Below are 23,150 nucleotides of genomic sequence, written 5' to 3'. Positions count from 1 at the left end.
TTATTTCACGACAACCTTTCCTTTAAACATATCCATCCCACAAGCAAATTCAAATTCCCCCACTTGACTGGTATCAATGTCAACGGTTACCTTTTCATTTAAGGGTAAGACTTTATCGAAGTTTAAACTATCAGAGTGTACTCTCTCTAAACATGATGAAGGAGTTGTACGATTAAAGATGATTTGAGCGGGTTTACCTTGTTTGAAAGTTACCGTACTTGGTTGGTAACCTTTATCAACTTTAATTTTATTAGTTTGTGTTTTTGAAAATAATCCCATGAGAAATTCCTCCTATTTAATAATGACTTGGCCGTGGAACATATCCATCCCACAGGCGTAGGTGTATTGACCTGGCTTACTGGTATCGAGGTCAATTTTGGTAATCGCTTTTTCGGTTAAAAATTGGTTGATCCCAAAATCAGGGAAAACCACTTGTTCTAAGCATGACGAAGGATCACGTCGGTCAAATTGAATTTGTGCCGGAATCCCTTGTTTGAGTACAACAGTTTCTGGTTGGTAACCACCATCGACTGTTACTTGTACGACCTGTTTTCCTCCTTGGATTGTCGCTTGTACTTGTCCGCGATCGTGAGGTAAGAAAAACCACCAAACAATCAAGACAATCAAAACAGCAACTATCACTAAGGTAAGCCCTTGACTAACTAACATTTTCTTCACTTCCTAACATTGGTGTGGTAAGCAATTGCAAGGCACCTTAAGTGGCGCTTTTTTTTGCTTTTTATTTAAAATTTCTTGTAACGCAGAAATATCTGTTTGGCTTAAAGGAGCCTCGGCTACTAACTGGGTTAAAATTTGGCCTTTATGACTATCGCAAACTTTTTTCGGTTAAGCGCCGTAATAAGGTCTTGACAGTTGACGGACTCCAGTTCATCTTAGTTTGAAGCTGGTCGATAATTTGGCGCGATGAGGCCGAGTTCAAAGTCCAAATTACTCGCATTACTTCCCACTCCGCACTCGAAATATTTTCTGGCATGTTATCCCCCCTTTTTGTTTACGTTTGTAAACTTTATTTTTAGTTTAACACCTCTGTCTACATTTGTAAACTTTAAAAAAACTTTTCTTCTCATATTTTTTATGTATACTAAATAAAAGAAAGGTTGATTTTATGTTATTTTTTCTTGTATTAATTATCGTTGGTATCCTTGCTGGCATTACTTCAACGGCAGCGGGATTAGCCTCGCTTGTCTCTTATCCCGCCTTAACAGCGTTAGGATTAAGCCCCATCATGGCCAACGTAACCAACACATTTGGTTCAATTACTAGTTCTTTTTCCTCTTTAGCGGTTTCTTTACCTGAATTAAAGGGACACTCCCCTAAACTTAAAGCCATTTTACCGATAACTTTTATTGGGGCTGTTCTAGGTTCATTTTTGCTTTTTATGATTCCGAGCGAAATTTTTCAAAAACTGGTTCCTTTCTTTATGCTACTGGCTGCCTATATGATGTTACATCCTACTAAAAAGACTCAGAAAACAGCTTCTAAAAGCAAAATTTCTTCATTTATCGGTCTCTTTTTAATTAGTATTTATATGGGCTACTTTGGTGCTGGCTCAGGGATTCTCATTTTAGCTTGCCTGCTTAACCTTTATCCTCAAAGCTCTTTCGCTGAAAATAATGCTTTAAAAAACGCGGCTGGGGGCTTAACCAATTTGATTTCAATGGTTATTTATGCTTACAAGGTTACCATCCCCTGGAACTATGTAATCCCCATGGCTCTAGGATTTTTTGTAGGAGGATTGCTCGGCCCCATCATCGCCCGCCAGATTCCTGCTCTCATCATGAAGCGGATTGTGGCCCTCGGAGCGGTTATTTTAGCCATCGTACTCTTTGTTCGCTATTATTAAAGGTGTATAATTAGAAAATACGAGGAGGAATTTTTATGGCAAAAATTGGTTTTATTGGCACCGGCCTTATGGGCCAAGGGATGGTAACTAATCTCTTAAAAGCCGGCCATCAAGTCCAAGTTTGGAATCGGACCAAGGAAAAGGCCTTGAGCTTAGTAGAAAAAGGCGCCATCTGGACCACTTCTGCACAAGCTTGTAGTCAGGATGTTGACTATGTTATCACCATTGTTGGCTATCCTAAGGATGTTGAAGAAGTTTACTTTGGCACGCAAGGTATCTTTGCTGGTGTGAGTGCCAACACGGTACTCATCGACATGACAACCACCAGCCCAGCCTTAGCTACCAAAATCTATTCAACGGCTAAAGACCGCGGATTACAAGCTTTAGATGCACCAGTTTCCGGCGGACAGGCCGGCGCGCAAAGTGGACAATTAGCAATTATGGTCGGTGGTGAGGAAGAGGTTTTCCAAAAGGCGCTCCCAATTTTGGAAGCACTGGGTACCAATATTGTCTATGAAGGTCCCGCGGGTAGTGGTCAACACACTAAGATGGCTAACCAAATTGCTATCGCGGGAGCTTTAGCTGGCGTCTGCGAAGCCCTTTACTATGCTAAACAAACTGGGCTTGATCCAGAAAAAACCTATCAAACCATTCGCACTGGTGCCGCCGGAAGTTTCCAAATGGAGGCTTTCATGCCTAAAATAATTGCGCAAGATTTTGACGCTACTTTCTACATGAAGCACTTCATTAAGGATTTAACAATCGCCAGTGAAGAAAGCCAACAGCGCAATTTCAAGCTTGAAATCATGGAAGCCATTCGCCAGGAATGTCAACAGGTCCAAGCGATGGGCTATGGTGATCAAGGAACACAAGCCCTTTATCACTACTATCAAGCATAAGGAGAAAGAATGATTCTTAGTTTTAATTTTTGGGAACCGCGACTTATTATCTTAAGTCTCGCTTACCTTTGTGGCATGTTTTTAACTGCGGAAGTTGTTACCCGTAAATTAACAGGAAAACCTTGCAGTCAACTCGGAACTACTGGTAATCCCGGGATGGCTAATGTGATGGCTCATTTAGGCTTTAAAGCCGGGATAACTGTACTTATCGGAGACATTGTTAAAAGTTTAATAGCTGTTGTTTTAGCCGTTTATTTCTTTTATGGTCAGGCTAACGGCCATCCTTTTTGGTCTTATCTTGGCCATTTTCAAGGCCAACATTCTTACTCATTAGGCCAAATTTCCCTCTACTATGCTATTTTAGGTGTAACTTTGGGGCACAACTACCCACTTTGGCTTAAATTTAAGGGAGGAAAAGGTGTTGTTACCTCTTGTGTGGGATACTTTATCCTTAGCCCTTTTTACGGTCTAATAGCCATGCTAATCGGAATGGTGACAGTCTTTATCAGCCAATATCTTGCTTTAGGGGCCGTCGTTATTACCTTAGTTTTTACTGGCTACGCCTTTGTAGCTTTAGGTAGTGAAGCCGGAGTGATTGCGTTGCTTCTAGCTTTAATTATGGTCAGCCGTAATCTTAAAGCGCTCAAGCAAATTCCTCAAGGTACAGCGGAAAAAAATGATGTTCTAGGCGCAATCCGGCAAAAATTGATAGCCCTAACCGCGACAAACCGGACCAAGAAATCTTAAAATTCAAAAAAGTGCTAGAAATTAACGCTTTCAGAACGTGATTTCTAGCACTTTTTACTATTTCATTTAAACTTTACGGTACCGTTTGAGACCCAAAATATTAGCAATTAAAAGAACTATTAGGAAAATCAGTAAGGCCATAATATCGCCCGAAACATCCGCCAAATTATAACCTTGCATAATGATTCCTGAAACGGCATTCCCGGCATATGTCAGTGGTAAAATTTTACCGATGATTTGAACCCAGGTTGCCATCGAGTCTAGTGGGATAATCCCCGAAAAGAAGGTCTGAGGAACAATAACCAATGGTAACATCTGCATCATCTGAAATTCCGATGATGCAAATGTTGACATCAGTAGTCCAAATGCTAAGGCCACAAAACCAAAGAGGACGCTGATAACCATAACATCAAATAAGTTACCCACAACATCTAAATGTAGAATCCAGATTCCGACCGTAGAAATTAAAGTAGACTGTAACAAAGCTAAAACTCCATAGCCTAACATATAACCAAAAACAATGTCGCTTCGCTTAACTGGCGTTGCCAATAAACGATCCAACGTGCCAGAGGTTCTTTCCTTTAATAGTGCCATTCCAGAAATTAGGAAAACAAAGAAAAAAGTAAAGAAACTCATCAGAATGGGAGCAATTTTATCGAAAAATCCCGTATCGCTATCCCCATAATAACTTTCCCAATTCTCATACAAAATCATAGCGCCTCATACGCTCTGAAACAAGCGGGTTTTAACTACCCAAATCTTCATAAAACCTCACTAATCTTCATTTATCCGTTGTCAGTTTTGAGTGAAAATAAAAAAACTCGGAAAATCCGAGACCTTATTTTTAGAAGTTTTCTGTAACTAGGTGTTCTGATTTAGCGAACGATTTTTCATCAAAAAATTTTCTAAGAAGATAGACTAACTTTGATATATCAAGGCTTATCCGCTCTTTGTATTTTTCTCGGAAGATAAAAGTATCGCTTGAAATTATCTTTTCACACAAAAAAGCCCACCTCCCAAACGGGAAGTGAGCTAAAAACGTATATTTTTTTGTGCCACTTTTAAAGGTTAGTGATTTTTACTAACTATCGAAAGTGGCCAACTTTTTTTGTTCGCTATTTGAACGTACCGAAAGCTTGGCCGTTGCCGTCACGGCATACGAGATAACCAAACTGACCGTTGCCTCGTGGCTGTCTAATCCAGATATAACCTCCCGATTTGGCCCAAGCATCGTATTCAACTTCAGAGCCAGCGGGTAAGGTTGCGATCAAAGCAGACTTAGTTGTTGCCCCCCACCGTAGATTAATGGCGGTGTTAAGCGTGAAAGTGGCCTTTTCTTCGTGCCAAACAACGCCTAAATCATCCGTCCAAGTTTTAGGTGCTGATACCGGCTTAGATTGTGGCTTAGGTTGCACTTGAGGCGCCGGGTTAACGGTGTTAGCCTTAGCAAACTTATCCCACCCGGTTTCATCGATATACCAGATTGACCGGTCCATGTCGCCACCGGTATACTGCCAGCCGGTGATTGCAGCAAACGCACCAGAGGAAACCGGCATGTTGGGCACTGTCCAAGAATTCCAGTTCATGCTTGCATACTTGGCCACCCACAAACCGCAATCCTTAGCGCAGTTTGCGACTTGCCAAATTGCAGACTCTTGCACATAAATAACCGGCCATACGCCGGTTTTATCGTGCACACGGTCAACAAACCGCCGAACCCACGTTGTGTCACCCCAAGCTGAATTTTGGTAGCTCTCCCAGTCAACAACTAGCATGCCGGTGCCGATGTAATTCTTGATGTTTACCAAGAAGTAATCAGCTTCCGCTACCGGGTCGCCTCCGCCCGCATAGTGATAATAGCCCAATTTCTTACCAAGCGACTTAGCCAAATCTACTTGATGATTGCACTTAGGATTGACATAGCCAGTCCCTTGTGTAGCTTTGACGATAACACCTTGAGCATGACTATCTCTAATAATCGAGTCGTCTGAACCGCTATAAACGTCTACTGTGTACATTGTCATATTATTTCACATCCTTTTTTGGTTGAACATATTCAAGTGCTTGCTTGCTATCCGATAATCCATGTGTAGTCGGGTCGTTAAGAGCATTCCATAAGCTTACAGCGACTAGCGATAAAACATAAGGGTTGCCGATTGCTTCCATCAGGACCGTCCCTAACGTTTGCCAGCTAGTGAGTTCTTGTGCGCTAATCCCAGCATATCCTAGGATTGGCGTTAAAATTGATAGAATTAATTGCACAACAAAAACCGGATTCTTCATCCGGACCTTTAAATTCATCATTTGATGTGTTCCTCCAGTCTAATCACCCGTTCAACCAAATCAGAGTGGCTTTCTTCAAGCTTCCCAAGTCGTGTGGTCACTCTCTTAAGCTGATTAATCGAGTTTTGTAAATCTTTAATATCGTAAGTGAACTGTACTAATCTTTGCGACAATTCCTTAATTTCATCGTCTGTAGCTTTTCGTGCTGAGTCTTTAATTACTCCTCTTAGCCAGGCAAAACCTATGCCAAATAGGGTAAAAATCGCCACCCAATCCGAAAATCCAAGACCTAAAATGCTGTGTGGCATTGCATCACCTCCCTAATACCATTTTTAAAATTATTGCACGAATTTAATAGTACTATTGAATTGAGTGAAATTTATAGAATCCTCCTTGTTAGTCTTTCCATTGTACAGAGTATACAAGACTGGCTAGTCGATCGGATATCACTTTATAGTCACCTACTCTATTTGGAGCTGAAATAAATCCCCGATGATACTCTGTTACCCTCTCCCGATTTTCGCGCCAGTCTTTTCCATATTCTTTTTGTAAATCTATCCAGTGGTCTTGCCCATCAAAGTCGCAAATGACATTTTCGTTAATTTCTGCAAAATCTATAGTAATTTTGTCAAGATTGTCCTCTTTAATTTCATAAAAGATATCATAATCAGTTTGAAAAGCTTTATATTGTTCATTAAAGGAAACCGCTGGAACACTGACCTTTTTAATATTTTCCAAATTTACCTTTTTAATTTTTGGTTGATTATTCTCATCCTCATAATATAAAGTCATACTCCTCAATTCTTCAGATTCAGTACGATATGCTGAAACATATGCATGAAGCGTGCTTTCTTCACGTATTTCGTTAATCAATGATGAAAGTTTATCCTCTAAAGACTTAAGTCGATCGTTGAGTGTATTGATTGGCACCGCATGCCCAGCTTGACTAGTATCTGTAACCGTCTTAATTAACTGTTGTGGTGTGGTCTTGTTTTGTAGGTCGGTAATCTGTTCTGATTGGTCACTTGGATTAGGTAGATATTTAGTGGCAACTGTTCCCTCTTCAAGTTGTGGAAGAATAAACCACACATTTTTAGTCGTATTCAATACACCAAAATATACTGAATTATTTACACCACCCCAACGTGTAGTCCAACTTATTCTTGTCCAATCACTACTTGCCTTCACAGTAAAATCTTTTCGATTATTAATACCTAATCTCATTGTAATAGTTACATCTTCACTAGGCATTACATAGATACTCAATGTGTAGTCTTTATTAGGAACTAAAGGCACATTATCTTGCACAAATAAATGTCCATCAGCGCCTATTGTAGGGTTGTTTGCTATTTCAATCTTTTTGGAAGCTACAAAACCATTAACACTAACCGATGTGTCTTGCAATGTTATATTGGTGATAGACCCTTGTCCGCCAGTCCGCCACTCACCTTGGTCCCATGAACCGCCTTTTTGATATTCTTTAAGGCTCCCGCCAAAATTTAAAGTGTTTCGTAAAATATTTTTACCCGAAACAGATAAATTATCTATTTTACTATTAGCAGTATTGGCAGTATTCTGTGCGTTGTTAGCTTTACTTACCGCACCATCAGCCGTACTTTGGGCAGTATTAGCTTTATTAACCCCAGTGTTGGCGGTGTTTTGTACAATATTAATCTTTTTATCAATCTCACTTTTTTCTCTTGAGATTTCACTTGACATCTCAGATATTGAACCAGATAAATCCTCTACAACTTGCCTAAGTTCACTATAGGTTACATTCTCAACCCACTCAGACCAACCGTTATTACCAAAATATTGTCGGATGTAAATTTTCTTTGTATCGGTATTAATTACTACCTGACACGATACTACGTCACTGGTTTTAATGCTTAACATTAATCCGTTAGTTAAACCTTGAGGATTATGTCTTATCTCATTTATCGACTCGTTCCCATAAATGATTCTGGTACCATTTTCTCTAAAATTGTTTAGGTCTCCACTGTAAACAGGATAATTGACTAACGGGTTTAGAGTAGTTTGAATTTTTCCTATTAATGTGCTCAACTCGTTTTCTTTATTAGTTGCACGCGTTTTTTCGGAATCGATATCAGTTTTATTTGATTGTTCGGCTTGTTTAGCTCTATTGATTTCACCGGTTAGTGATTGTTGTAAGCTAGAGTGACTACTTTCTGCATCAGCTTTAATTTTATTAATGGCATCATTCGTGTCGTTATCTGTTTTTGTAGACCTAGCAATTTCGCTGTCAAGTTTTTGTTGTAAAGCACCCTCTTTTTCCTTAGCACGAGTAATTTCGGTGCTAATAGCAGATTTGTTGTCTTGTTCGGATTGTTTCGCTCTTGAAATTTCACCAGTTAAAGCTGTTTGTAACTTCTTTTCTACATTATCTGCTCGAGCAATTTCTTTATCTAATTTGTCCGTTAAATCTGTAACGTCTTGCTGTGTGGCTAAAGCAGCATGGTCAACTACGATTTCGATTTCATTATCGTTAATGTTAGCCAGCTTAACTCCGACATTAATTTGCAAATTGGTCAACCCGGATTCGCTATAAGCATTAATATATTGAGGCTGATTAGCCTTGATTACAGCAAATAAAAAAGGCTCGTTTTCTTCAACTTGCCCATAAATAAAAATTGTATTTAAAGTATAGTCATTTTTTACATTTCGACCATCAAATAATAGTTCTAGGCTCATTGCTTGCCCATTAATTTTCTTGCTGGTAAGTTTTCCAGTTTGAATTTGACTAGCTTGACTAATGACTTCTGTATAAGTTAATCTTTCTAATTGCGCGTCTGAATACGCCGTGTTAGATGCGATAGGATCTAGTAAGGAAATTTTAGGTTTATCATCCGATTTTACTAACTCGGTATAGCGAAAGCCTTCATTTGTGATAACCGTTTTAAATTTTTCACTCATTAACAATTTACCTCCTTTATTTTGGACCATTAACCGAAATAATAGCACTGCGTGTACCATAGACGACTTTAACAGTATTCCACGATGTATCCACGAACCGAATTTGGTCTACCCTAATTCCTGCCGCAGATGTTTCTTCAACCCGTTTTAGCAAATACTTTTGTTGCCATGGAGTCTTTGCTAACTCAATTGGAATATCAACAATTCTGATTGCTAGTGGTTCGTTTTCTAAAGGTTCAACGCGAATATTTTTAGGTTCAATATTAAATGCATTTTGAATCGTTCTAATAATTCCGTTCACAGTTGCATCTCCACGACGCGAAGCAATTTTGGACTTAAGCATAATACGATAAAAATCATCATCGGCTTGTCCTCGACTTTGCCCATACTTTTCGCCTAATCGGTCTAAAACCTCACCTTTTGCGTTGTTGATGTCTCTGTAAGACTCAATCAAATTAAAAATTCCTTGTATATTTGCAAGCTCCGTTGCCAAAAACTGGATAAGTTTATTTACATTTCTTCCATAGTCAGCATTAATCGAGGCCGGTATTCGCGTTTTTATTTCATCAAAGAAATTCACGATATTGTAAGCCCCCCGTCTGCAAGCGCAGCTGTTTCTAAAGTAGATAGGACGATGTCTTGAGCCTTAACCTCTTCTTTGGATAAGCCAATTTTGATATCAGCTACATCAACGCCTTTAACATTACTATAAATTAACTGGTAAAATTTAGTGTATCTAACCACTTCACCCATATCCACCGAGTTTAAATACTGCTTAACTATATTTAAAATTTGATTATCTCCATCGCTAGGATACATGCTATTTTTTTCCAAATGAATATCAACATAAATACCTTTATTGGTCGGGAAATCAAATTTAATCACATGGTTAATCCCAGCAATGTCCGTTACTTTCGTTACCTGTTGACCAGCGGTATTAATTCCGGCTGCTACAGATTTGAAAATAGCTTCAGCAATATCGTCTTTGTATCCTCCGTTTACATAGATGTGGATTGCTTTAGCGGGTGTGTTAGTTTTAGGGTCATTTTCCATAGTATCATTACTAATAATTTTTACTGTTTTAACACCATTAACTTTTCTAATGGCTGTAATTACCCCGTTATACGGACTAGAGCTGTCCATATTATTAGCTAGAGTAATTCGATTCCTTAAATTATCGTCTGTTTCAATACCTGTACCACCTATAACATCAGTCAACGTCGCATACAATATCTGTTCTACGGGTGTTACTTGTTCAGCAGTGTATTCCCCGGATTTGTTGTAATCAGCACCTAATTTATCTGCATATAACAAGTGGCTAACTCCCGTTCCTAAGTTACCTTCATTTGCACTGATAGTCCCATATCCAGGGATACTCATAGATTTTTCTCCACTATCCTCTAGAGTAATATCTTCGGTAGTGACGTACATTAAATCATCTTTTGTCTTGAAAAGCGTACCAGAAGAAACAGTGTACCCCGCTTTTCCGTAGATAGTGATAGTTCCTATGCCGACCTGTGCAGGCAGTCTGTGCAATCCTACGTTAGCTGCTAACTGATCTAGAGTGGCTCCACTAGCGCTATCAACGAATTGTGAGTTATAGACCTTTTCAGCCAACATGTAAATTTGATTTAGACAAAAGGCTAAAATCCTAATGATAATTCCGCCTACAGACCTTGTATGCGTCTGGGCAGTTTCACCAAAAAGTTCTCGCCATTTCAAACATAAATCGTCAACGATTTCGTCATAATTTGGTCGTGTAAATCCTTTTTCATCAAGCATTAAACGCTAACCTCGCTTTCTATCATCTGACCATCATTTAGATTCACCGTAAAAGCAATTGTTAAATCACGATTATTGCGCTCAATTTTAGTGACATTCGCATTGATAACCCGTTCTTCCTGACTTAGCGCGTCAGTAATGCAACTAGCTATATACGTATCTGTTGCACCTTTTTCGGTTAAAAATGATTGGTCCATTCCTAGGTTTTCATCGGCAAAAAATTCACCTTTTCGGGTCTTTACCACCAAACTTACAGTTTGTTCAATTTCTTCTAGGTCAGAAACGACTTGAATGTCATTATCAGCAAATGTGAAATCCCCGTCACTATTCAACTTAATATCTTTCATGGTAAAACCTCCGTAATCACTGCATCGTTCAAGTCGTGCATTCTTTTGCTATCTAACTTAAAATCCTTATTCGTTCCATCCCAATTACTGATTGAGCGGTCTAAAAAAGTAACTAGCACTACTGAATTAATGCCTATGAAGTTCTGGCAAGTTTTGCCAACCGGAACATTAATTAAAAGGCTTCGTTTGCTATCATCTTTGTAATTAAGCGCCATCGGTTGAACATTTGCCTGCGTTTTATTTTCGTTCAGATATGTTACTCGCGCTAATTGAGCCACGTTGACGGACCATTGTATGCGTTCAATTAATTCTTTGACAAATCTCGTGTCATTATTTCTTATTGCCATTAATTTTCTATCCCTTCAAACTTTGTACGAGCTTCTTCTCCATCAAAGCTGTGCTCACCATTAATCACATACATGCCATGATTAAGGTATTTACTTTTAAGTTCAACTCTGGTAAAAGTTGTCAAACGATAGTTAAGAATGCTTTCAACCTCAAAACTCCAGTTACCTAAACCGTCGTTGTCGTCATAATCTTGCCAGTCATCATCCCGACTAGCTGAGGTCGGGCTGCCAATCAAACCAGTTCCTGTATTAAGATTGAAAACCTCTGTATTTCTTCCGTTAAAAATAAAGGCGAAAGTCAGTTGGCCACGCAAGTAAAACAAGCTGGTTTTAGTTTCTTCTGCAACGGTTTCTAAGACTTCTAAAGGGTGACCGTCAGCCGTGTAGCCGTCGTTATAAGCTTTATCATGATTGATATTCATATAATTCAAGCTAATGTTAGCGCGACGGGCGACATCTTTAATGATCGTAGAAGCCATTGTACCTTTGGCGTAAGTTACATTAATTTTTGGTAACTTAGTGTAATCTGTCCCTTCAAGAACCCGCAAAGTATAAGCAGTATCTACATCATCCAAGACAGGATTAGTAGTCCTAAAGACAGTTCCTTTCATCAGCAAACCAACATCACCGTTATATCCAGCATAAAGCTCAACTTTATCTCCTTGTTTGATAGAGTTGAAGTGGCCGGGATTGATGTTATATAACGTGATTTCGGTAATCTGCTTTTCTGTATCCGTAGAAAATGGGACCGTGAAATGTATCTCAATAGCTTTGCTACCTTTGTTGTATTCGTAAGTTAACCTTGAATTCTTGGTAGTAACGACCACCTTGCATTCAAAACCATATTGCGCTTTAGCCATCGTTTTCCACCCCCACCAAAGTATCGATATACAGAAATACTGTTTCCCCAAACGTTGCTTTGTTGCATACATTGGTTAGTCCACTTTCATCGAGAGGGATTAAATCCACGGCTGGAAGCTCAAACATGACATATCCTGACCACAGCCGTTTTCCGTAAACAAGTTTCTCACCTAAAATTAAAGGTTCGTTGTTCGCATTATATAAATCGGCAGTGTAAAAATCACCAACCGAATTATAGTTTAGCTGGATAGTGAACGTTTCGTTACCAAAGGTCGTTTCAAACTTTAGTGGTACTTGACTGATGTCTAGTTCATATTTCCTTCGATTACTCATTACTTAACCCTCGCTCTCGCACCCACCGGGATAAACCTATCTGGCCAGTGGTTCCAGTTTCTAAGTGTTTGGATAGGTGTTCCATACTTTCTCCACCAGCCCCAATAAGTGTTACCTGGAACAACCGTCACATAAACAGCTGGATTGGCCTTAGGTTTCGGTGGATTAACTGGCCCAACATGTTTAACTGCTGCATATGATGCAGAGACGGTCTTAACCTCTCTTAGTTCTAAATCAACCTTAAGAGCGTTTTTAAACCCGCCATCCTCATACGTCTTAGTAATGTTAGTTAACATCAAGTTCCCATGAATAATAGCCCCATGCCAAGTCAAACTGGCCCCAGCATACTGCCAATTCATAAGCTGAGACCATTTATCATTAATTTCATTATGATCCTTACCTTTAATCCACCCGCTGAAAGTCTCAGTAAAACTTTCGCGTTGTGTGTGGTCGGTAATCGGATTTCCAGATTGCACGGGGTATTGAGAAACTTTATTTTCTATGCTTTCTTCTTCGCTTAAAGCAAAGATTTCAACGGTTTTCTTTCCGTCTGTTAATTTGGCCATGCTTCCACCTCCTAAATTTCAACCTGCGGGAATTGTTGACGGAACTTTTCACCAATAGCATTCGAGATTTTGTCTATGACTGATTGCCAATCTGTTTGACCGTTTCCTTGAGCATTGATGGTGAAATTGTTTGTCATATTAACAACAACGTTCCGAGATTTGCTTGAGCTCTTGGCACTTCGAGATACATTATTAACCGTCTTATTTGAAGTCTTGAAGTTATTTTCAATCGTTCCCATGTCAAAGGTAGGTGTACCCGTTTCTAAACGCTCTAAGCGCAATTCTGGCGTGTTATATGCCATAGCCTTTGGTTGTGGCAATACCTTACCAAATTTAGGTGTCCCTTCGGCTAAGCGAGGGAACAATCTTTTGGTTTCCTTACCATTAAGCACCTGGGTTCCTTCGGGCAACGGAACTACGATGTTTCTTTGCTTAGGGAATAGACCGATAAGGCCATTTTTAAGCTTGAAAGCTTCAACGTAATTAGGCCCCGGAGCGTCATTCACTAGGTAGGTACCGGCTTTGGCGCCACCGTTAGAACTCCATTTAGTAGTTGTTGAAGCCGGTGTACCACTTGCTAAAGCACCTCTGAAAGCTGATGTGGCTCCAGGTGTACCAGTTGCCAAACCACCAGATTTAACCATGTGCGCTGAAATCGTCACACTCTTAGAGTGCACGGAAGCAATCGCAGACACCAAAGACCGAACTTGGCCAAGTCCATTAACATTAGCAGTAACATTGACAGATTTTCCTTTCAAAGCGTTAATTGCTGCGGTTAATGCCTTGACTTTGGCCGTTCCTGTAACACTAGCGGTCACTTGAACGGTTTTACTCTTAACCGCATTAATTGCACTTGATAGTGATTTAACCTTACCTGTACCCGATACGTTAGCACCCGCCTTAACGGTTTTGCCTCTTAACGAACGAATCGCAGAGTTTAAGCTCTTAATTTTCCCAGTTGATCCTGATACGTGGGCAGTCACTTTAACAGACTTTGACTTTAGTTTCTTGATTGCGCTAGCTAATGATTTAGCCTTGCTTTGGCCACTAACACCAGCTCTAACCTTAACGTTCTTATTTTTGAGCTTTTTAGTTTCTTTTGACAGACTCTTAACTTTCTTGTCGCCTGAAACTCTAGCTTTAACCTTGACGTTCTTGTTTTTAAGCTTCTTGGTGTTTTTGGAAAGTGTTTTGACTTTCTTGTCACCAGAGACTTTAGCTTTAACTTTGAGATTTTTGTTCTTAAGTTTCTTGGTTTCTTTTGATAATTTTTTGACTTTCTTATCTCCGGAAACCTTAGCCTTAACCTTAACGTTTTTATTCTTAAGTTTCTTGGCACTCTTAGATAAGTTCTTGACCTTCTTGTCGCCCGAAACTTTAGCTTTAACTTTAACGTTGTTTTTGCCTTTAGAAGCCTTCTTTACATTATCAGATAACTTCTTGACCTTTTTTCCACCAGACGTCTTGGCTTTAACCTTGACATTATTCTTACCTTTTGAGGCTTTCTTAACGCTGTCAGATAGTTTCTTAACTTTCTTTTCACCGGAAGTTTTAGCCTTAAGTTTCGCAGTAGCCTTTTTGGAGCTTGAACTGCCTCTTGTTTTTGACTTACTCTTGGATCCGGTTGACTTTGTGCCATACTTCTTGCCGGTATCCTTTTCGTAATTCTTAAGAGCTTTTTCACGCTTCTTAATCGCTTCAGCTTCCTTTTTAGAAGCTTGCTTATAAGCTTTGTCATTCTTAGCGTTAGCCTTGGCCAAGCTCCTTGCTTGCTTATTGGTTAAGTTAGGATTATTTCGCTTAACTGCTTCCAGATTGGCTTTGTATGCGTCCTTGTAAGCTTTATTCTTAGCGGATGTCGCCTTAGAAACTTTTCTCTGTGCCTTGGATACATCACTAGCATCTTCTTTGGTGATGCGCTTTTGCATTTGCGCTTGGTACTTTTTCGCTGCACCATAATCACCGTTCTGCACTGCTTGCTGATAATTTAAAGCTGCTTCTTGTGTTTTGGCAGAGGTTGACTTAGAAGCGCGGTTGGATAAGTTGTAACCACGCTTAGCCTCAGCCTTAAGACTCTTAATTTCAGCTGAGCTTTTTTGAGTGCCATCGGAATTAACACCGAATCTTGTCGCATAATCGTTAGCGTAATTCTTTCGGTCAAAATTTTCTTGAGCTTTAGCTTGCGCTGTGGCCACTTGTTGACCGTGACTTGGCCGTTTTTGCGTTGGTGTTTTAGATCCACCAAACAACCCGCCGGCCCAATTACCGATTACGTTACCAAGCATTCCGCCTGCAGTGGCACCAATCATTGTCCCGGCAGGACCTAGTAAGGTTCCTAAAGCACCACCGGCAATGGAACCAGATGTTGCACCTATGGAACCACCGACAGCTTTGTGTCTTGCTAGCGTTCCAGATTTGGTAGTTGCGAATGAATTAGCAAGGTCGATAGCACCAAAAGCAAGGTTTAGTCCGGCACCACTTTTACCAAGTGCGCCAAGTCCATTCTTGATTCCGATAGCCCCACGAGCGATAAAGTTTCCACCGTGGCTAGCAACGAATTGTCCAGCGTTACCTAACTTAATCAAGGTGTTACCTTTGAGCTTGGTTAGTGCTAAACTTGCACGTCCTCCAATTCCCGTGGTAACTCTTCTAGCAACTCTAGAACTTTCGGAAGCCATTTGCGCAGCCGTTGCACTTTCAAGTAGCTCCTCACCTTTAGCGATAAGGGCCGTTGACCTAGGTGCTGGGGCTACAACTCGACCGTTGTGGTAACGACCCATACGTGTTCCCAACTTCGTTCCAGGAACGTAATCCATACCTAAGTACGGATTGAAAGTTCCGCTGAAATTGCCGTTACCTTTAAAGGTGCGTTTGATAGTTCCATTTGCGGTGCGGTAGAAACTACCGCCCATGCCATCAGCTATATCAATTACTCGCCCGTTTGAGTCTACGAGAGACATTCCGGCTCGATTTCCCTTTGGACCGTTAATCTCGTTTCCTAAACGATTATTACCATTACCACCGTTCATTCGGTTAGCGGCACTCATCATGGTATCTGCGGCACTTTGCATCTTGCCGGCTGCACTTAATTCTTGCGTTGGCTTAATGCCAGTAATTTTGCTAATAACCCCACTTAAGGTTTTCCCGACTACTGGAATTTTCCCAATCAAATTCATGACTGGTGTCACCATTTTAGAAACTAACCCACTCATGCCAGGTAATTTATTAAGGAATCTCAATCCTACTAAACCACCCGTAATCTTACCAAGCGCATTAGACAAGCCTTGTAAATTGTTTGTAGCGTCCTTTGGCAATAAGTTAGACAGCTTACTTGCATAACCTTTAAGCGTGCCGTATGCGCTTTTTACACCACTTGCAATGGACTTAATTTCGCTAACGAATCCTTGACCAAAGCTTTTTGCGTAAGGTTGAACCGCTTTGAAAATATCCGAGCCAACATTCCAAGCTTCACGACCAATTTTCCCAGTAGTGGTTATTACCCCACTAGTTGTCTCTGCCGCTTTGTTGACAAAAGCGCTAGTTTTCTTAGGATCATTCATCCATCCGGTAATTTTAGAGAAAAGCTTTCCATCACCACCAAAGGCCTTGTTTAGGCTAGTAGCAAGTTTCTTTTCAAATTCTCCCGCCATAGCGATTGAACCATATTTAATGGAACGTTGGACCCCTGCTAGACTTTGGTTCATACGCCTTGAAGCGTCGGCAACCCCTGGAGCTGTACCAGCGGCATGAATGGCATTTACCAGGTCATCCCCCGTGTAATCGTTGGCACTTTTGGCATCGTGACCCGTACGCTTTTTATAAGCTTTGTTAAGGTATTCGTCGATGTTTGGGTTAAACTGTTTTAACTGTTGGAGACGTTTGCCGTCAATCTTATCTTGGTCTAACGACTTAGCTACGGATTGAATGAAGCGTCCCATTTCTTCATCGTTAAGACCGCCGGCGTCTTGCAAGTTAAGCATGTCATTCGTTAACTGCAAGGTTTTCTTTTTGTTCCCAGCGGTGGAAACACCAGCACCAGTTGCGTAGAATGCAAGAGCGGCATCAGAAACTTGTTTGTAATCATTCCCTGCGGAACGTGCTAAATTACCAACATCGGTAACCATTCCGCTAGCGAAATTATTTGCTTGCTTATTAGAGATGTTACGGCCTAAAAGCTGATTAACTGATCGTGCATTAGAAGCCCAAGAAACTTGTGAGGCTTGTTGCGTGCTGATGTAATCCAACCCGCCTTTGAATACATTTTTAATACCTTCAACTCCGCCCATAACAGCGTTTGCTCCAAGTTGGCCAAGCGTAAACATCCCAACCGACTCTTTAAGGGCTGACATAAATTTCCCAGGCTCTTTTTTGCCACCATTACCGCCACCGGCATAGGCTGACATCATGGAAGCTTGAGCTTGTTGGGCTTGCTTTTCTTCTCTTAGCGCTTGATTATTGGCATTTACCGATTGCTTACGAGCATTAGCCCCCTTTTCCGCTGCGGAAGTCGCTTCTTTTTCGGCGGAAGCCACTTGTTTAGCCGCGTTGGCTAACTCTCTTTCGGCAGATTGCGACGCTTTGATGGAACTTTCATATTTTCCAAAAGTTGTGTTTGCTTTTGAAATTCCTTCACTAAGTCTGGTGCCGGCCGTTTGAGTATTGACTGCTCCAATTTCTTTAAGACTTGTCTTGGTTTTGTTGATAGCCTCGTTAGCTTTAGTCATACCTTCAGCTAAATTGTTTCCCACCTTACTTTGATTTCCGGCGGTATTCAATTCTTTAAGGTCTGTCGTTATCCGTTTGATATGGTTTTCCATAGCTCGCAAGCTATTATTCAAACCAGAAAAGCTAGCACCTCCTCCATTAAGACTGGATAAGGTTGCTTTTAACTTTTCCGCAGCTTCATTGGCTTGTACTAAACTTGATAAACCGGTGACCTTTATGTTTGCCGTAATTGTTGCTTCGTTACTCATTCGCCGTCACCTCCTCTTGGCTGTTGCATTTGTTGCTTGAGTTCTGCTACTTTATTGAAGATTTGTACTTCTTCGCTAGTGGCTTTTTCCATTTCTTCTTTTGTAGCCACTCCGGCTACAATTGGAAACCAAAACCACCAGTTATCTTCTACTTGTTTTTTAACATCGTACGGCGATTTAGTCGCTAATCCGTGCGCCAAGAAACAAGTCTAAGGCTGTGTAAAGTTCGTCTAAACCTGGACGGTCGTCAAAATCATCTAAAGTTAAGCCGGCAGGTTCAACAATTACATTTTGAATCATTTCGTCAAAATAGATTGACCGCGCAATTTGACCATTTGCCATTGTTGCGTTATCTAAAATTTCGTAAGCCTTGCGTACTCCTGGGAATTGGAAAGTGTATTTCCATTCCGCTCCATTTTTGTCAGTGTATACATAATCTTCGTTTTCACCTAAACGGTCTACTTCTACTGGCATAATTTTCTTAACTGCCTTGGTTGTTTTCTTAGTTTCTGTTTGTTCTGCTTTGTTACTCATGGGAATAACCTCCTATAAAAAATAAAATCTAAAAGTTGTCCTAATGGACTAAAACAACTAAGGGAGTTGCACCCTTAGTCGCTGAAATTACAAGACTTCTACATGAAGATCTAAAGCTTCAATGGTGTAAGTCCGTTTTGGTGTTTGTTTACCAAAAGCTGCTTCTGCTGGACGAGCAATAATACATTGGTCGCAAGTAATCTTTTCGTAAGGTGTGGTAATAACCAAAGGGAATACCTTGCTTGTATTCGCCAATTTATTAAGACGCTTGTGGTCTGCAGAGTTACCAGACAAGTTAACGGTAACTTGGCCTAAACGGTTGTTGTTGATAGCTACGGAAGGTTCCCCTTGAGCATCAACTTCGGTTTGTACTCGGTCTTCTTTAACTTGCGCGGTAAACATATCGCCGTCTTGGAAACCTTGTACTACTCGACCATCTACTGAAATGTGAACATCTTTGGCATTGTAAATGTATTCTAAACTCATTATTCAATAACCTCCTATAAGTTGATTTGTCCGTGTACTTTCACAGAGTGGATAGCACTGGAACGAGTGTATTCGAACGATAAACCATTGTAACGACGAGCGCTAATATCACCCGCAGGACTGTCTGCACGAGAAACGGTAGTCACCGTAAAGGTACCTGCACCAGTTTCTGCATTAGGTTCGATAATGCCGTTAGTGGTTGCATTTGCTAAAACCGTAGTTACAGTAGCGTCGATTTGAGCGATACCAACCGCGTCGTAAGTAACCTTATTAGAGTTGGATAAAAGTTGTTGTAATTGCGTTTCGATAGAAGCTTTAATCCAGTCGTCACCGTGTAAGGCGTCAATGAATTCTCCTGCTAAAGTGAAACCTTCTGATGTTTGGTTAATATTAGCCTTAGTTACGTATGTGAATACGTGCGCTTCATGTAACTTCTTGATTTGAGTCACGTTCAAGTTAACAGGTTTCACACCACCAACGGTGCGGAACTTCCATGTCACAGACCCAACAGTCTTGTTACCCACAGCACCTACTAAAGCGGCAGCACCATAAGTAGCTTCGGTAGCATCCTTACCTGATGCAAATACAATCGCACGTTTGCCACCGCCGAGAGTGTTGACAGTAGTTTCTACATTATCAACGCTATCGCTAGTTGCTGGTAAACCGTAAACGATAAAGCGTTCTGCCTTACCTTCTGTGTATGCAGCAAGTGCTGATAAATCAGTCATGTAAGAACTGTTATCCGTTCCTGGGACTAACATAGCGAATTCCCAACCTTCAGTGTAGAACATGTCTGCCGCCAAAGTTAATTTGTCAGCGTAGGTTACTACAATGAATTTTTCTCCGTGTTCTCCTTGGGCAAAGAAACCTTCTGCAGCTTTTTGCAAAGCGACATTGTCGTTGTAGTCTGATACAACGTCGTCCAAGGAATAATACGATTTCGCGCCATCTTTGTTACCTTTGACAAAGACGGCTAAGTTCCCCATGTTTACGGGAACGCTAGGATTTTCAATATTAAGTACAACTTGTACGTCTGATAATGTTTCAGCCATTTTAATTCTCCTTTAAATTAATTTCTTCAATTACTGATGTGTCTTCTTGGTAGGTCTCGACAAGTCTTAACCGCATGTCAAACCCAAACATATAGGCGTAATTTGTTGTTTCGTCCACATATCGTGTTTGAGTCTGCATTTTTTCAACAACGCTTATATTTTCTTTTGCGTAAATATCCTGGGATGTTTGGTTGTCAATCACTACCCGCAACTTATTAACCGTGTTTAAAGCTTCTAATTTATCTTTGGCGTAAACCGTAAATGAAACTACCGCCTCAAAAACTCGGTCATCTTCCAAATAGTTATTCGGAATACGTGGACTAATGATATCGAACGCGATATAAGGTGGCTCTGGTGCCTTACCGTTGCCGTAAAGTTCAATTAGCCTTAATCCCATTTGTTCCTTGGTAACACGGCTAAAAACACGATACAGCGCCAAATAATCATACGTTTCCATCTGTTTTTTCCTCGCTTTCCAAGTAGTAAATAGTCACGTTGCTGTAATCTGTAAGGTCCTTTACGTCTGAAACGCGATAAAACTTCCCTTTGTGTTCGACTCTGGTATTTGGTTCTACCGTTTCTGCAGATATCCAAACCGCGTTGTATTGGGATGTTTTACCCGTTTCTCTAAGTGCGGTAACAATGCTATACAGTCCTTGCCGATTATTAGGCACAAAAGGTTCATAAACGGTTTTCTTGGTTTCCTCCTCGGTTTGCCAGCGACCGAAATCATCGTAACCACTTTTTTCTTGATAAAAGGTAACCTCAGTCTTGAATGCGTTCAAAACCCCGGTCATATCAATGTAAAAAGGCATTATTCTTGCCTCCATTCAATAGAACCATACATGCTACCACTATCAATAAGCGGTTTGCCATGACCCTTTTTAGCTACCGTTGCCGGTGCGTTAGGGGCGAAACCTCCGCTAGCAATCGTCCTTTGGATACTCATAACCATAAATGGACCTAACTTAGCTCCCACATTTGCGACGGACCCTCCGTTTAAGATACCTGCGATAAATGGACTAATAAATGCAGCGAAACGTCCCTCATTTTCATAAAGCGCAGTACGTAAAAAAGGACGCGCCGGAATACCTCTCGACGTGCCATATTCGTTCCATATAGCTTTATTTCGGTTCATCCCACCAAAGAGCCCTGCTTCCACTTTGGTCCCGTCTAATTGTTCCAACTTTTGGACCATTTCGGTAATTCCCAAGTCTCCGGAAACCGACGTTGTGAGTTGAATTTCCAAGTAATCACCGCCTTTACAAAAATCTAATCACGCCGCGCGATATCGATTTTTTCAAACGCTTGTACTCGACTAAAAAATTATCCGACCCGTTACGATCAAAAAATTTCTGTGTCAAAACGTCGGCGGTTTGTTCTTGGATGTTTCCGCTTGTATCAGCGGATAAAGCGCAATAATGCGCCACTAAAAGAGCGGCCGGCATAATCACATTATCATCGTTAAAACCGTCCATTCCAGCTTGTTTAAGCGCCTCTGTGCTTAAAAATTGCAAAGAGTCTGTGTCAAACTTGGTTAACGTGTCTGTGATAGCCGGAAACATGCTAATCTTTTTTTGCACGTCCGCAACCGCTTCGTCAAATTTAAAGTCGCTTGATAACATAATCGACATCATGCGGCGTATATGCAAACTTCAAAACTTTCCCCGGTTTGATTTTGAACATTGCCTCGTACTCCATTCGGTTACAACGACGGATCCATTGCAAGGAAACACCATAGTCTTCGGCAATGCCATAAATCGTATCATCTTCTGTCCAAACATGGGGTGTGATGGACAAAGGTGTAGGATAAGGCGGTTGAAAGCGTGCCTTTTTAAGTTGGCCATAAGCGTTTTTGTACATCACAGGGCCAGGAACATCCCCGATTAAGTCAACCGGGTTTTGGAATTCCTTTTTGGGTGTAGGTTTGCTTTCAGATGTTACATTTTCTGATTGCTTCTTAACGGAATTTGATTCCGATTGTGATTCGCTCTTAGAAACACTTTCTGATTGTGATTCACTTGAGCTTTTTGATTCAAAAGCGCTCAATGATTTACTTTCGCTAGCGGAAGGGTTAGTGGAAGTAGACTCGGCGATAGATTGACTCTTGTTTTCAACTTTAGAAGTTACTTCACTTTCAGAAACCTCTGTACTTTTTGTTGATTGGTCCATTAAGATCCCTCCTTTATTTCATGCTACTTGCTAGACGAACCAGTTGCAGCTTTAGCAGTAGTCTTCTTAACATTCTTTGCTACCGTATCACGTGTTTTAGGTTCTGGTGCACCGTCTGTACCCTTACCGCCAGATGTAATGTCAGACCAAGTAATCTTGATTACTTTTGAAGGGTCAAACAAGTAAGGTGCTTCGTGAGCTGTGGCGTAGTATTCGGTAGTACGTGTTGAAGCATGACGTTCTGGTTCAATTTTCACACCGCGTTTCATCATAAGCTTAACTGCAGGTTTGTCGTCTGCGGAACTAGGCATTTTGATTAAAATAGCCGTGTTATCGTCTAACTTACGCGAACGTACGATTTGCACACCGTTTACCTCTCCCATGGTACCAGTTGCAACGATTTTGGAACCCATTTCGGAACCGCGTAACCAGTCCTTTGCAGCGTTTAAACGTAATTTACCGGCGGCTTTGGGACTAGCAACTAATACCAATGTTACGTTGTCTTCCAAAGCATAGTTGTCTACCGCTTCTTGCAAACCGTCAACCGTTGCAGTCGTTGTTTGCGTTTGTGTAGCAGATAGGAACGCGTCCTTAATATCGTTATCAGTCTTGTTGGCTAACGATAAACCTAACTGTTTTGAAATTTCTCCACCGATGTCGCCGTAGCCAGTTAACATAGCCTTGTCAGTTACACCGATACCCTTACCAATTTCTTTGATAGTTGCAGCAGTTGACCCGAAAGTTAGCTTTTCTGGTTCGATTGCTACTCCTTCTTCTACGTCTTCGGCATCTCCAACGTAGTTAAAGCTAGGGAATTCTACTGTGCTACCAGGGCGACCTTCTAAAGTGCGGTCAATGTCGACTAAATCGGCAAAAACCAAATTTGCTACTAATTGTGCGCTTACCATTGGCGCTAATACTTGTGGATCTAACACATCATCGCTTAAAGTTGTTGGCATTTTATACCCTC

Annotated in this window: 27 protein-coding genes and 2 pseudogenes; 3 read left to right on the top strand and 26 right to left on the bottom strand. The window is 40.8% G+C overall.

Going from position 1 to position 23,150, the window contains the following annotated elements:
- The 3 genes and pseudogenes from FC36_RS04130 to FC36_RS11595 form a co-directional block, all read right to left on the bottom strand.
- On the bottom strand, positions 1 to 279 hold the full coding sequence (locus FC36_RS04130; RefSeq protein WP_025021116.1) for a cupredoxin domain-containing protein: 279 nt from the start codon (positions 277 to 279) through the stop codon (positions 1 to 3).
- A 12-nt stretch (positions 280 to 291) separates the two neighbouring features.
- Positions 292 to 669, bottom strand: a complete 378-nt coding sequence (locus FC36_RS04125; protein ID WP_025021117.1) for a cupredoxin domain-containing protein — start codon at positions 667 to 669, stop codon at positions 292 to 294.
- Between the two features lie 12 nt (positions 670 to 681).
- Positions 682 to 994 (bottom strand): annotated as a pseudogene (locus FC36_RS11595) (BlaI/MecI/CopY family transcriptional regulator).
- A 132-nt stretch (positions 995 to 1,126) separates the two neighbouring features.
- Between FC36_RS11595 and FC36_RS04120 the strand changes: the two are divergent.
- From FC36_RS04120 to FC36_RS04110, 3 genes are read left to right on the top strand one after another with little or no spacing between them, the layout of a single operon-like run.
- The gene (locus FC36_RS04120; RefSeq protein WP_025021118.1) at positions 1,127 to 1,864 is read left to right on the top strand and encodes a sulfite exporter TauE/SafE family protein; all 738 of its coding nucleotides are present in this window, start codon (positions 1,127 to 1,129) and stop codon (positions 1,862 to 1,864) included.
- A gap of 35 nt (positions 1,865 to 1,899) precedes the next feature.
- Positions 1,900 to 2,763, top strand: a complete 864-nt coding sequence (locus tag FC36_RS04115) for an NAD(P)-dependent oxidoreductase (protein ID WP_056986728.1) — start codon at positions 1,900 to 1,902, stop codon at positions 2,761 to 2,763.
- Positions 2,764 to 2,772: 9 nt separating this feature from the next.
- Entirely contained in the window at positions 2,773 to 3,510 is a 738-nt protein-coding gene (locus tag FC36_RS04110; protein WP_056986727.1) for a glycerol-3-phosphate acyltransferase, read from the top strand.
- Positions 3,511 to 3,576: 66 nt separating this feature from the next.
- On the opposite strand, the pseudogene FC36_RS04105 reads toward FC36_RS04110, so the two are convergent.
- The 23 genes and pseudogenes from FC36_RS04105 to FC36_RS04000 form a co-directional block, all read right to left on the bottom strand.
- Positions 3,577 to 4,203: pseudogene (locus FC36_RS04105) on the bottom strand (ABC transporter permease); the annotation flags it as partial.
- Positions 4,204 to 4,625: 422 nt separating this feature from the next.
- Positions 4,626 to 5,534: a GH25 family lysozyme gene (locus tag FC36_RS04100; RefSeq protein ID WP_025021121.1), complete on the bottom strand. Its 909-nt coding sequence runs from the start codon at positions 5,532 to 5,534 to the stop codon at positions 4,626 to 4,628.
- A gap of 1 nt (position 5,535) precedes the next feature.
- Entirely contained in the window at positions 5,536 to 5,814 is a 279-nt protein-coding gene (locus tag FC36_RS04095) for a phage holin family protein (protein WP_025021122.1), read from the bottom strand.
- Positions 5,811 to 6,101, bottom strand: coding sequence for a hypothetical protein (locus tag FC36_RS04090; protein ID WP_025021123.1), 291 nt, complete (start codon positions 6,099 to 6,101; stop codon positions 5,811 to 5,813). The genes FC36_RS04095 and FC36_RS04090 overlap by 4 nt, the downstream gene beginning before the upstream one ends.
- A gap of 88 nt (positions 6,102 to 6,189) precedes the next feature.
- Entirely contained in the window at positions 6,190 to 8,727 is a 2,538-nt protein-coding gene (locus tag FC36_RS04085) for an alanine-zipper protein (RefSeq protein ID WP_056986726.1), read from the bottom strand.
- Positions 8,728 to 8,743: 16 nt separating this feature from the next.
- Positions 8,744 to 9,181: a hypothetical protein gene (locus tag FC36_RS04080; RefSeq protein WP_225349949.1), complete on the bottom strand. Its 438-nt coding sequence runs from the start codon at positions 9,179 to 9,181 to the stop codon at positions 8,744 to 8,746.
- A gap of 122 nt (positions 9,182 to 9,303) precedes the next feature.
- Complete coding sequence (locus FC36_RS04075) at positions 9,304 to 10,509, bottom strand: baseplate J/gp47 family protein (RefSeq protein ID WP_025021127.1); 1,206 nt, start codon at positions 10,507 to 10,509, stop codon at positions 9,304 to 9,306.
- Positions 10,509 to 10,856 carry a DUF2634 domain-containing protein gene (locus FC36_RS04070; protein ID WP_025021128.1) on the bottom strand — a complete coding sequence of 116 codons (348 nt, stop codon included), beginning with the start codon at positions 10,854 to 10,856 and terminating at the stop codon, positions 10,509 to 10,511. The genes FC36_RS04075 and FC36_RS04070 overlap by 1 nt, the downstream gene beginning before the upstream one ends.
- Positions 10,853 to 11,203: a hypothetical protein gene (locus FC36_RS04065; RefSeq protein ID WP_025021129.1), complete on the bottom strand. Its 351-nt coding sequence runs from the start codon at positions 11,201 to 11,203 to the stop codon at positions 10,853 to 10,855. Before FC36_RS04065 ends, FC36_RS04070 begins: the two co-directional genes overlap by 4 nt.
- Positions 11,203 to 12,063, bottom strand: coding sequence for a phage protein (locus FC36_RS04060; RefSeq protein WP_025021130.1), 861 nt, complete (start codon positions 12,061 to 12,063; stop codon positions 11,203 to 11,205). Before FC36_RS04060 ends, FC36_RS04065 begins: the two co-directional genes overlap by 1 nt.
- Positions 12,056 to 12,397, bottom strand: coding sequence for a phage baseplate plug family protein (locus tag FC36_RS04055; protein WP_056986725.1), 342 nt, complete (start codon positions 12,395 to 12,397; stop codon positions 12,056 to 12,058). Before FC36_RS04055 ends, FC36_RS04060 begins: the two co-directional genes overlap by 8 nt.
- Positions 12,397 to 12,963: a LysM peptidoglycan-binding domain-containing protein gene (locus FC36_RS04050; protein WP_056986724.1), complete on the bottom strand. Its 567-nt coding sequence runs from the start codon at positions 12,961 to 12,963 to the stop codon at positions 12,397 to 12,399. Before FC36_RS04050 ends, FC36_RS04055 begins: the two co-directional genes overlap by 1 nt.
- An 11-nt stretch (positions 12,964 to 12,974) precedes the next feature.
- Positions 12,975 to 17,936, bottom strand: coding sequence for a hypothetical protein (locus FC36_RS04045; protein ID WP_056986723.1), 4,962 nt, complete (start codon positions 17,934 to 17,936; stop codon positions 12,975 to 12,977).
- Complete coding sequence (locus tag FC36_RS11590; protein WP_025021005.1) at positions 17,933 to 18,136, bottom strand: hypothetical protein; 204 nt, start codon at positions 18,134 to 18,136, stop codon at positions 17,933 to 17,935. The genes FC36_RS04045 and FC36_RS11590 overlap by 4 nt, the downstream gene beginning before the upstream one ends.
- The gene (locus FC36_RS04040) at positions 18,114 to 18,470 is read right to left on the bottom strand and encodes a hypothetical protein (protein ID WP_025021006.1); all 357 of its coding nucleotides are present in this window, start codon (positions 18,468 to 18,470) and stop codon (positions 18,114 to 18,116) included. Before FC36_RS04040 ends, FC36_RS11590 begins: the two co-directional genes overlap by 23 nt.
- A gap of 87 nt (positions 18,471 to 18,557) precedes the next feature.
- The gene (locus FC36_RS04035) at positions 18,558 to 18,956 is read right to left on the bottom strand and encodes a phage structural protein (protein WP_025021007.1); all 399 of its coding nucleotides are present in this window, start codon (positions 18,954 to 18,956) and stop codon (positions 18,558 to 18,560) included.
- A gap of 14 nt (positions 18,957 to 18,970) precedes the next feature.
- Entirely contained in the window at positions 18,971 to 20,008 is a 1,038-nt protein-coding gene (locus tag FC36_RS04030; RefSeq protein ID WP_025021008.1) for a DUF3383 family protein, read from the bottom strand.
- Between the two features lies 1 nt (position 20,009).
- Positions 20,010 to 20,465: a phage neck terminator protein gene (locus FC36_RS04025; protein WP_025021009.1), complete on the bottom strand. Its 456-nt coding sequence runs from the start codon at positions 20,463 to 20,465 to the stop codon at positions 20,010 to 20,012.
- The gene (locus tag FC36_RS04020; protein ID WP_025021010.1) at positions 20,452 to 20,823 is read right to left on the bottom strand and encodes a hypothetical protein; all 372 of its coding nucleotides are present in this window, start codon (positions 20,821 to 20,823) and stop codon (positions 20,452 to 20,454) included. The genes FC36_RS04025 and FC36_RS04020 overlap by 14 nt, the downstream gene beginning before the upstream one ends.
- Positions 20,823 to 21,257, bottom strand: a complete 435-nt coding sequence (locus FC36_RS04015; RefSeq protein ID WP_025021011.1) for a hypothetical protein — start codon at positions 21,255 to 21,257, stop codon at positions 20,823 to 20,825. Before FC36_RS04015 ends, FC36_RS04020 begins: the two co-directional genes overlap by 1 nt.
- 13 nt (positions 21,258 to 21,270) lie before the next feature.
- A complete protein-coding gene (locus FC36_RS04010) occupies positions 21,271 to 21,633 on the bottom strand; it encodes a hypothetical protein (protein WP_025021012.1) in 363 nt (120 codons plus the stop codon).
- Positions 21,614 to 22,180, bottom strand: coding sequence for a LysM peptidoglycan-binding domain-containing protein (locus tag FC36_RS04005; RefSeq protein WP_056986722.1), 567 nt, complete (start codon positions 22,178 to 22,180; stop codon positions 21,614 to 21,616). Before FC36_RS04005 ends, FC36_RS04010 begins: the two co-directional genes overlap by 20 nt.
- Positions 22,181 to 22,203: 23 nt before the next feature.
- The gene (locus FC36_RS04000) at positions 22,204 to 23,139 is read right to left on the bottom strand and encodes a N4-gp56 family major capsid protein (protein WP_025021014.1); all 936 of its coding nucleotides are present in this window, start codon (positions 23,137 to 23,139) and stop codon (positions 22,204 to 22,206) included.
- Positions 23,140 to 23,150 lie beyond the last annotated feature (11 nt).

Origin of the sequence: Ligilactobacillus equi DSM 15833 = JCM 10991 (assembly GCF_001435735.1) — a bacterium.
Classification (GTDB): domain Bacteria; phylum Bacillota; class Bacilli; order Lactobacillales; family Lactobacillaceae; genus Ligilactobacillus; species Ligilactobacillus equi.
The sequence above is the reverse complement of the archived record's forward strand: the minus strand, read 5'-3'. Positions and strand labels throughout refer to the sequence as shown.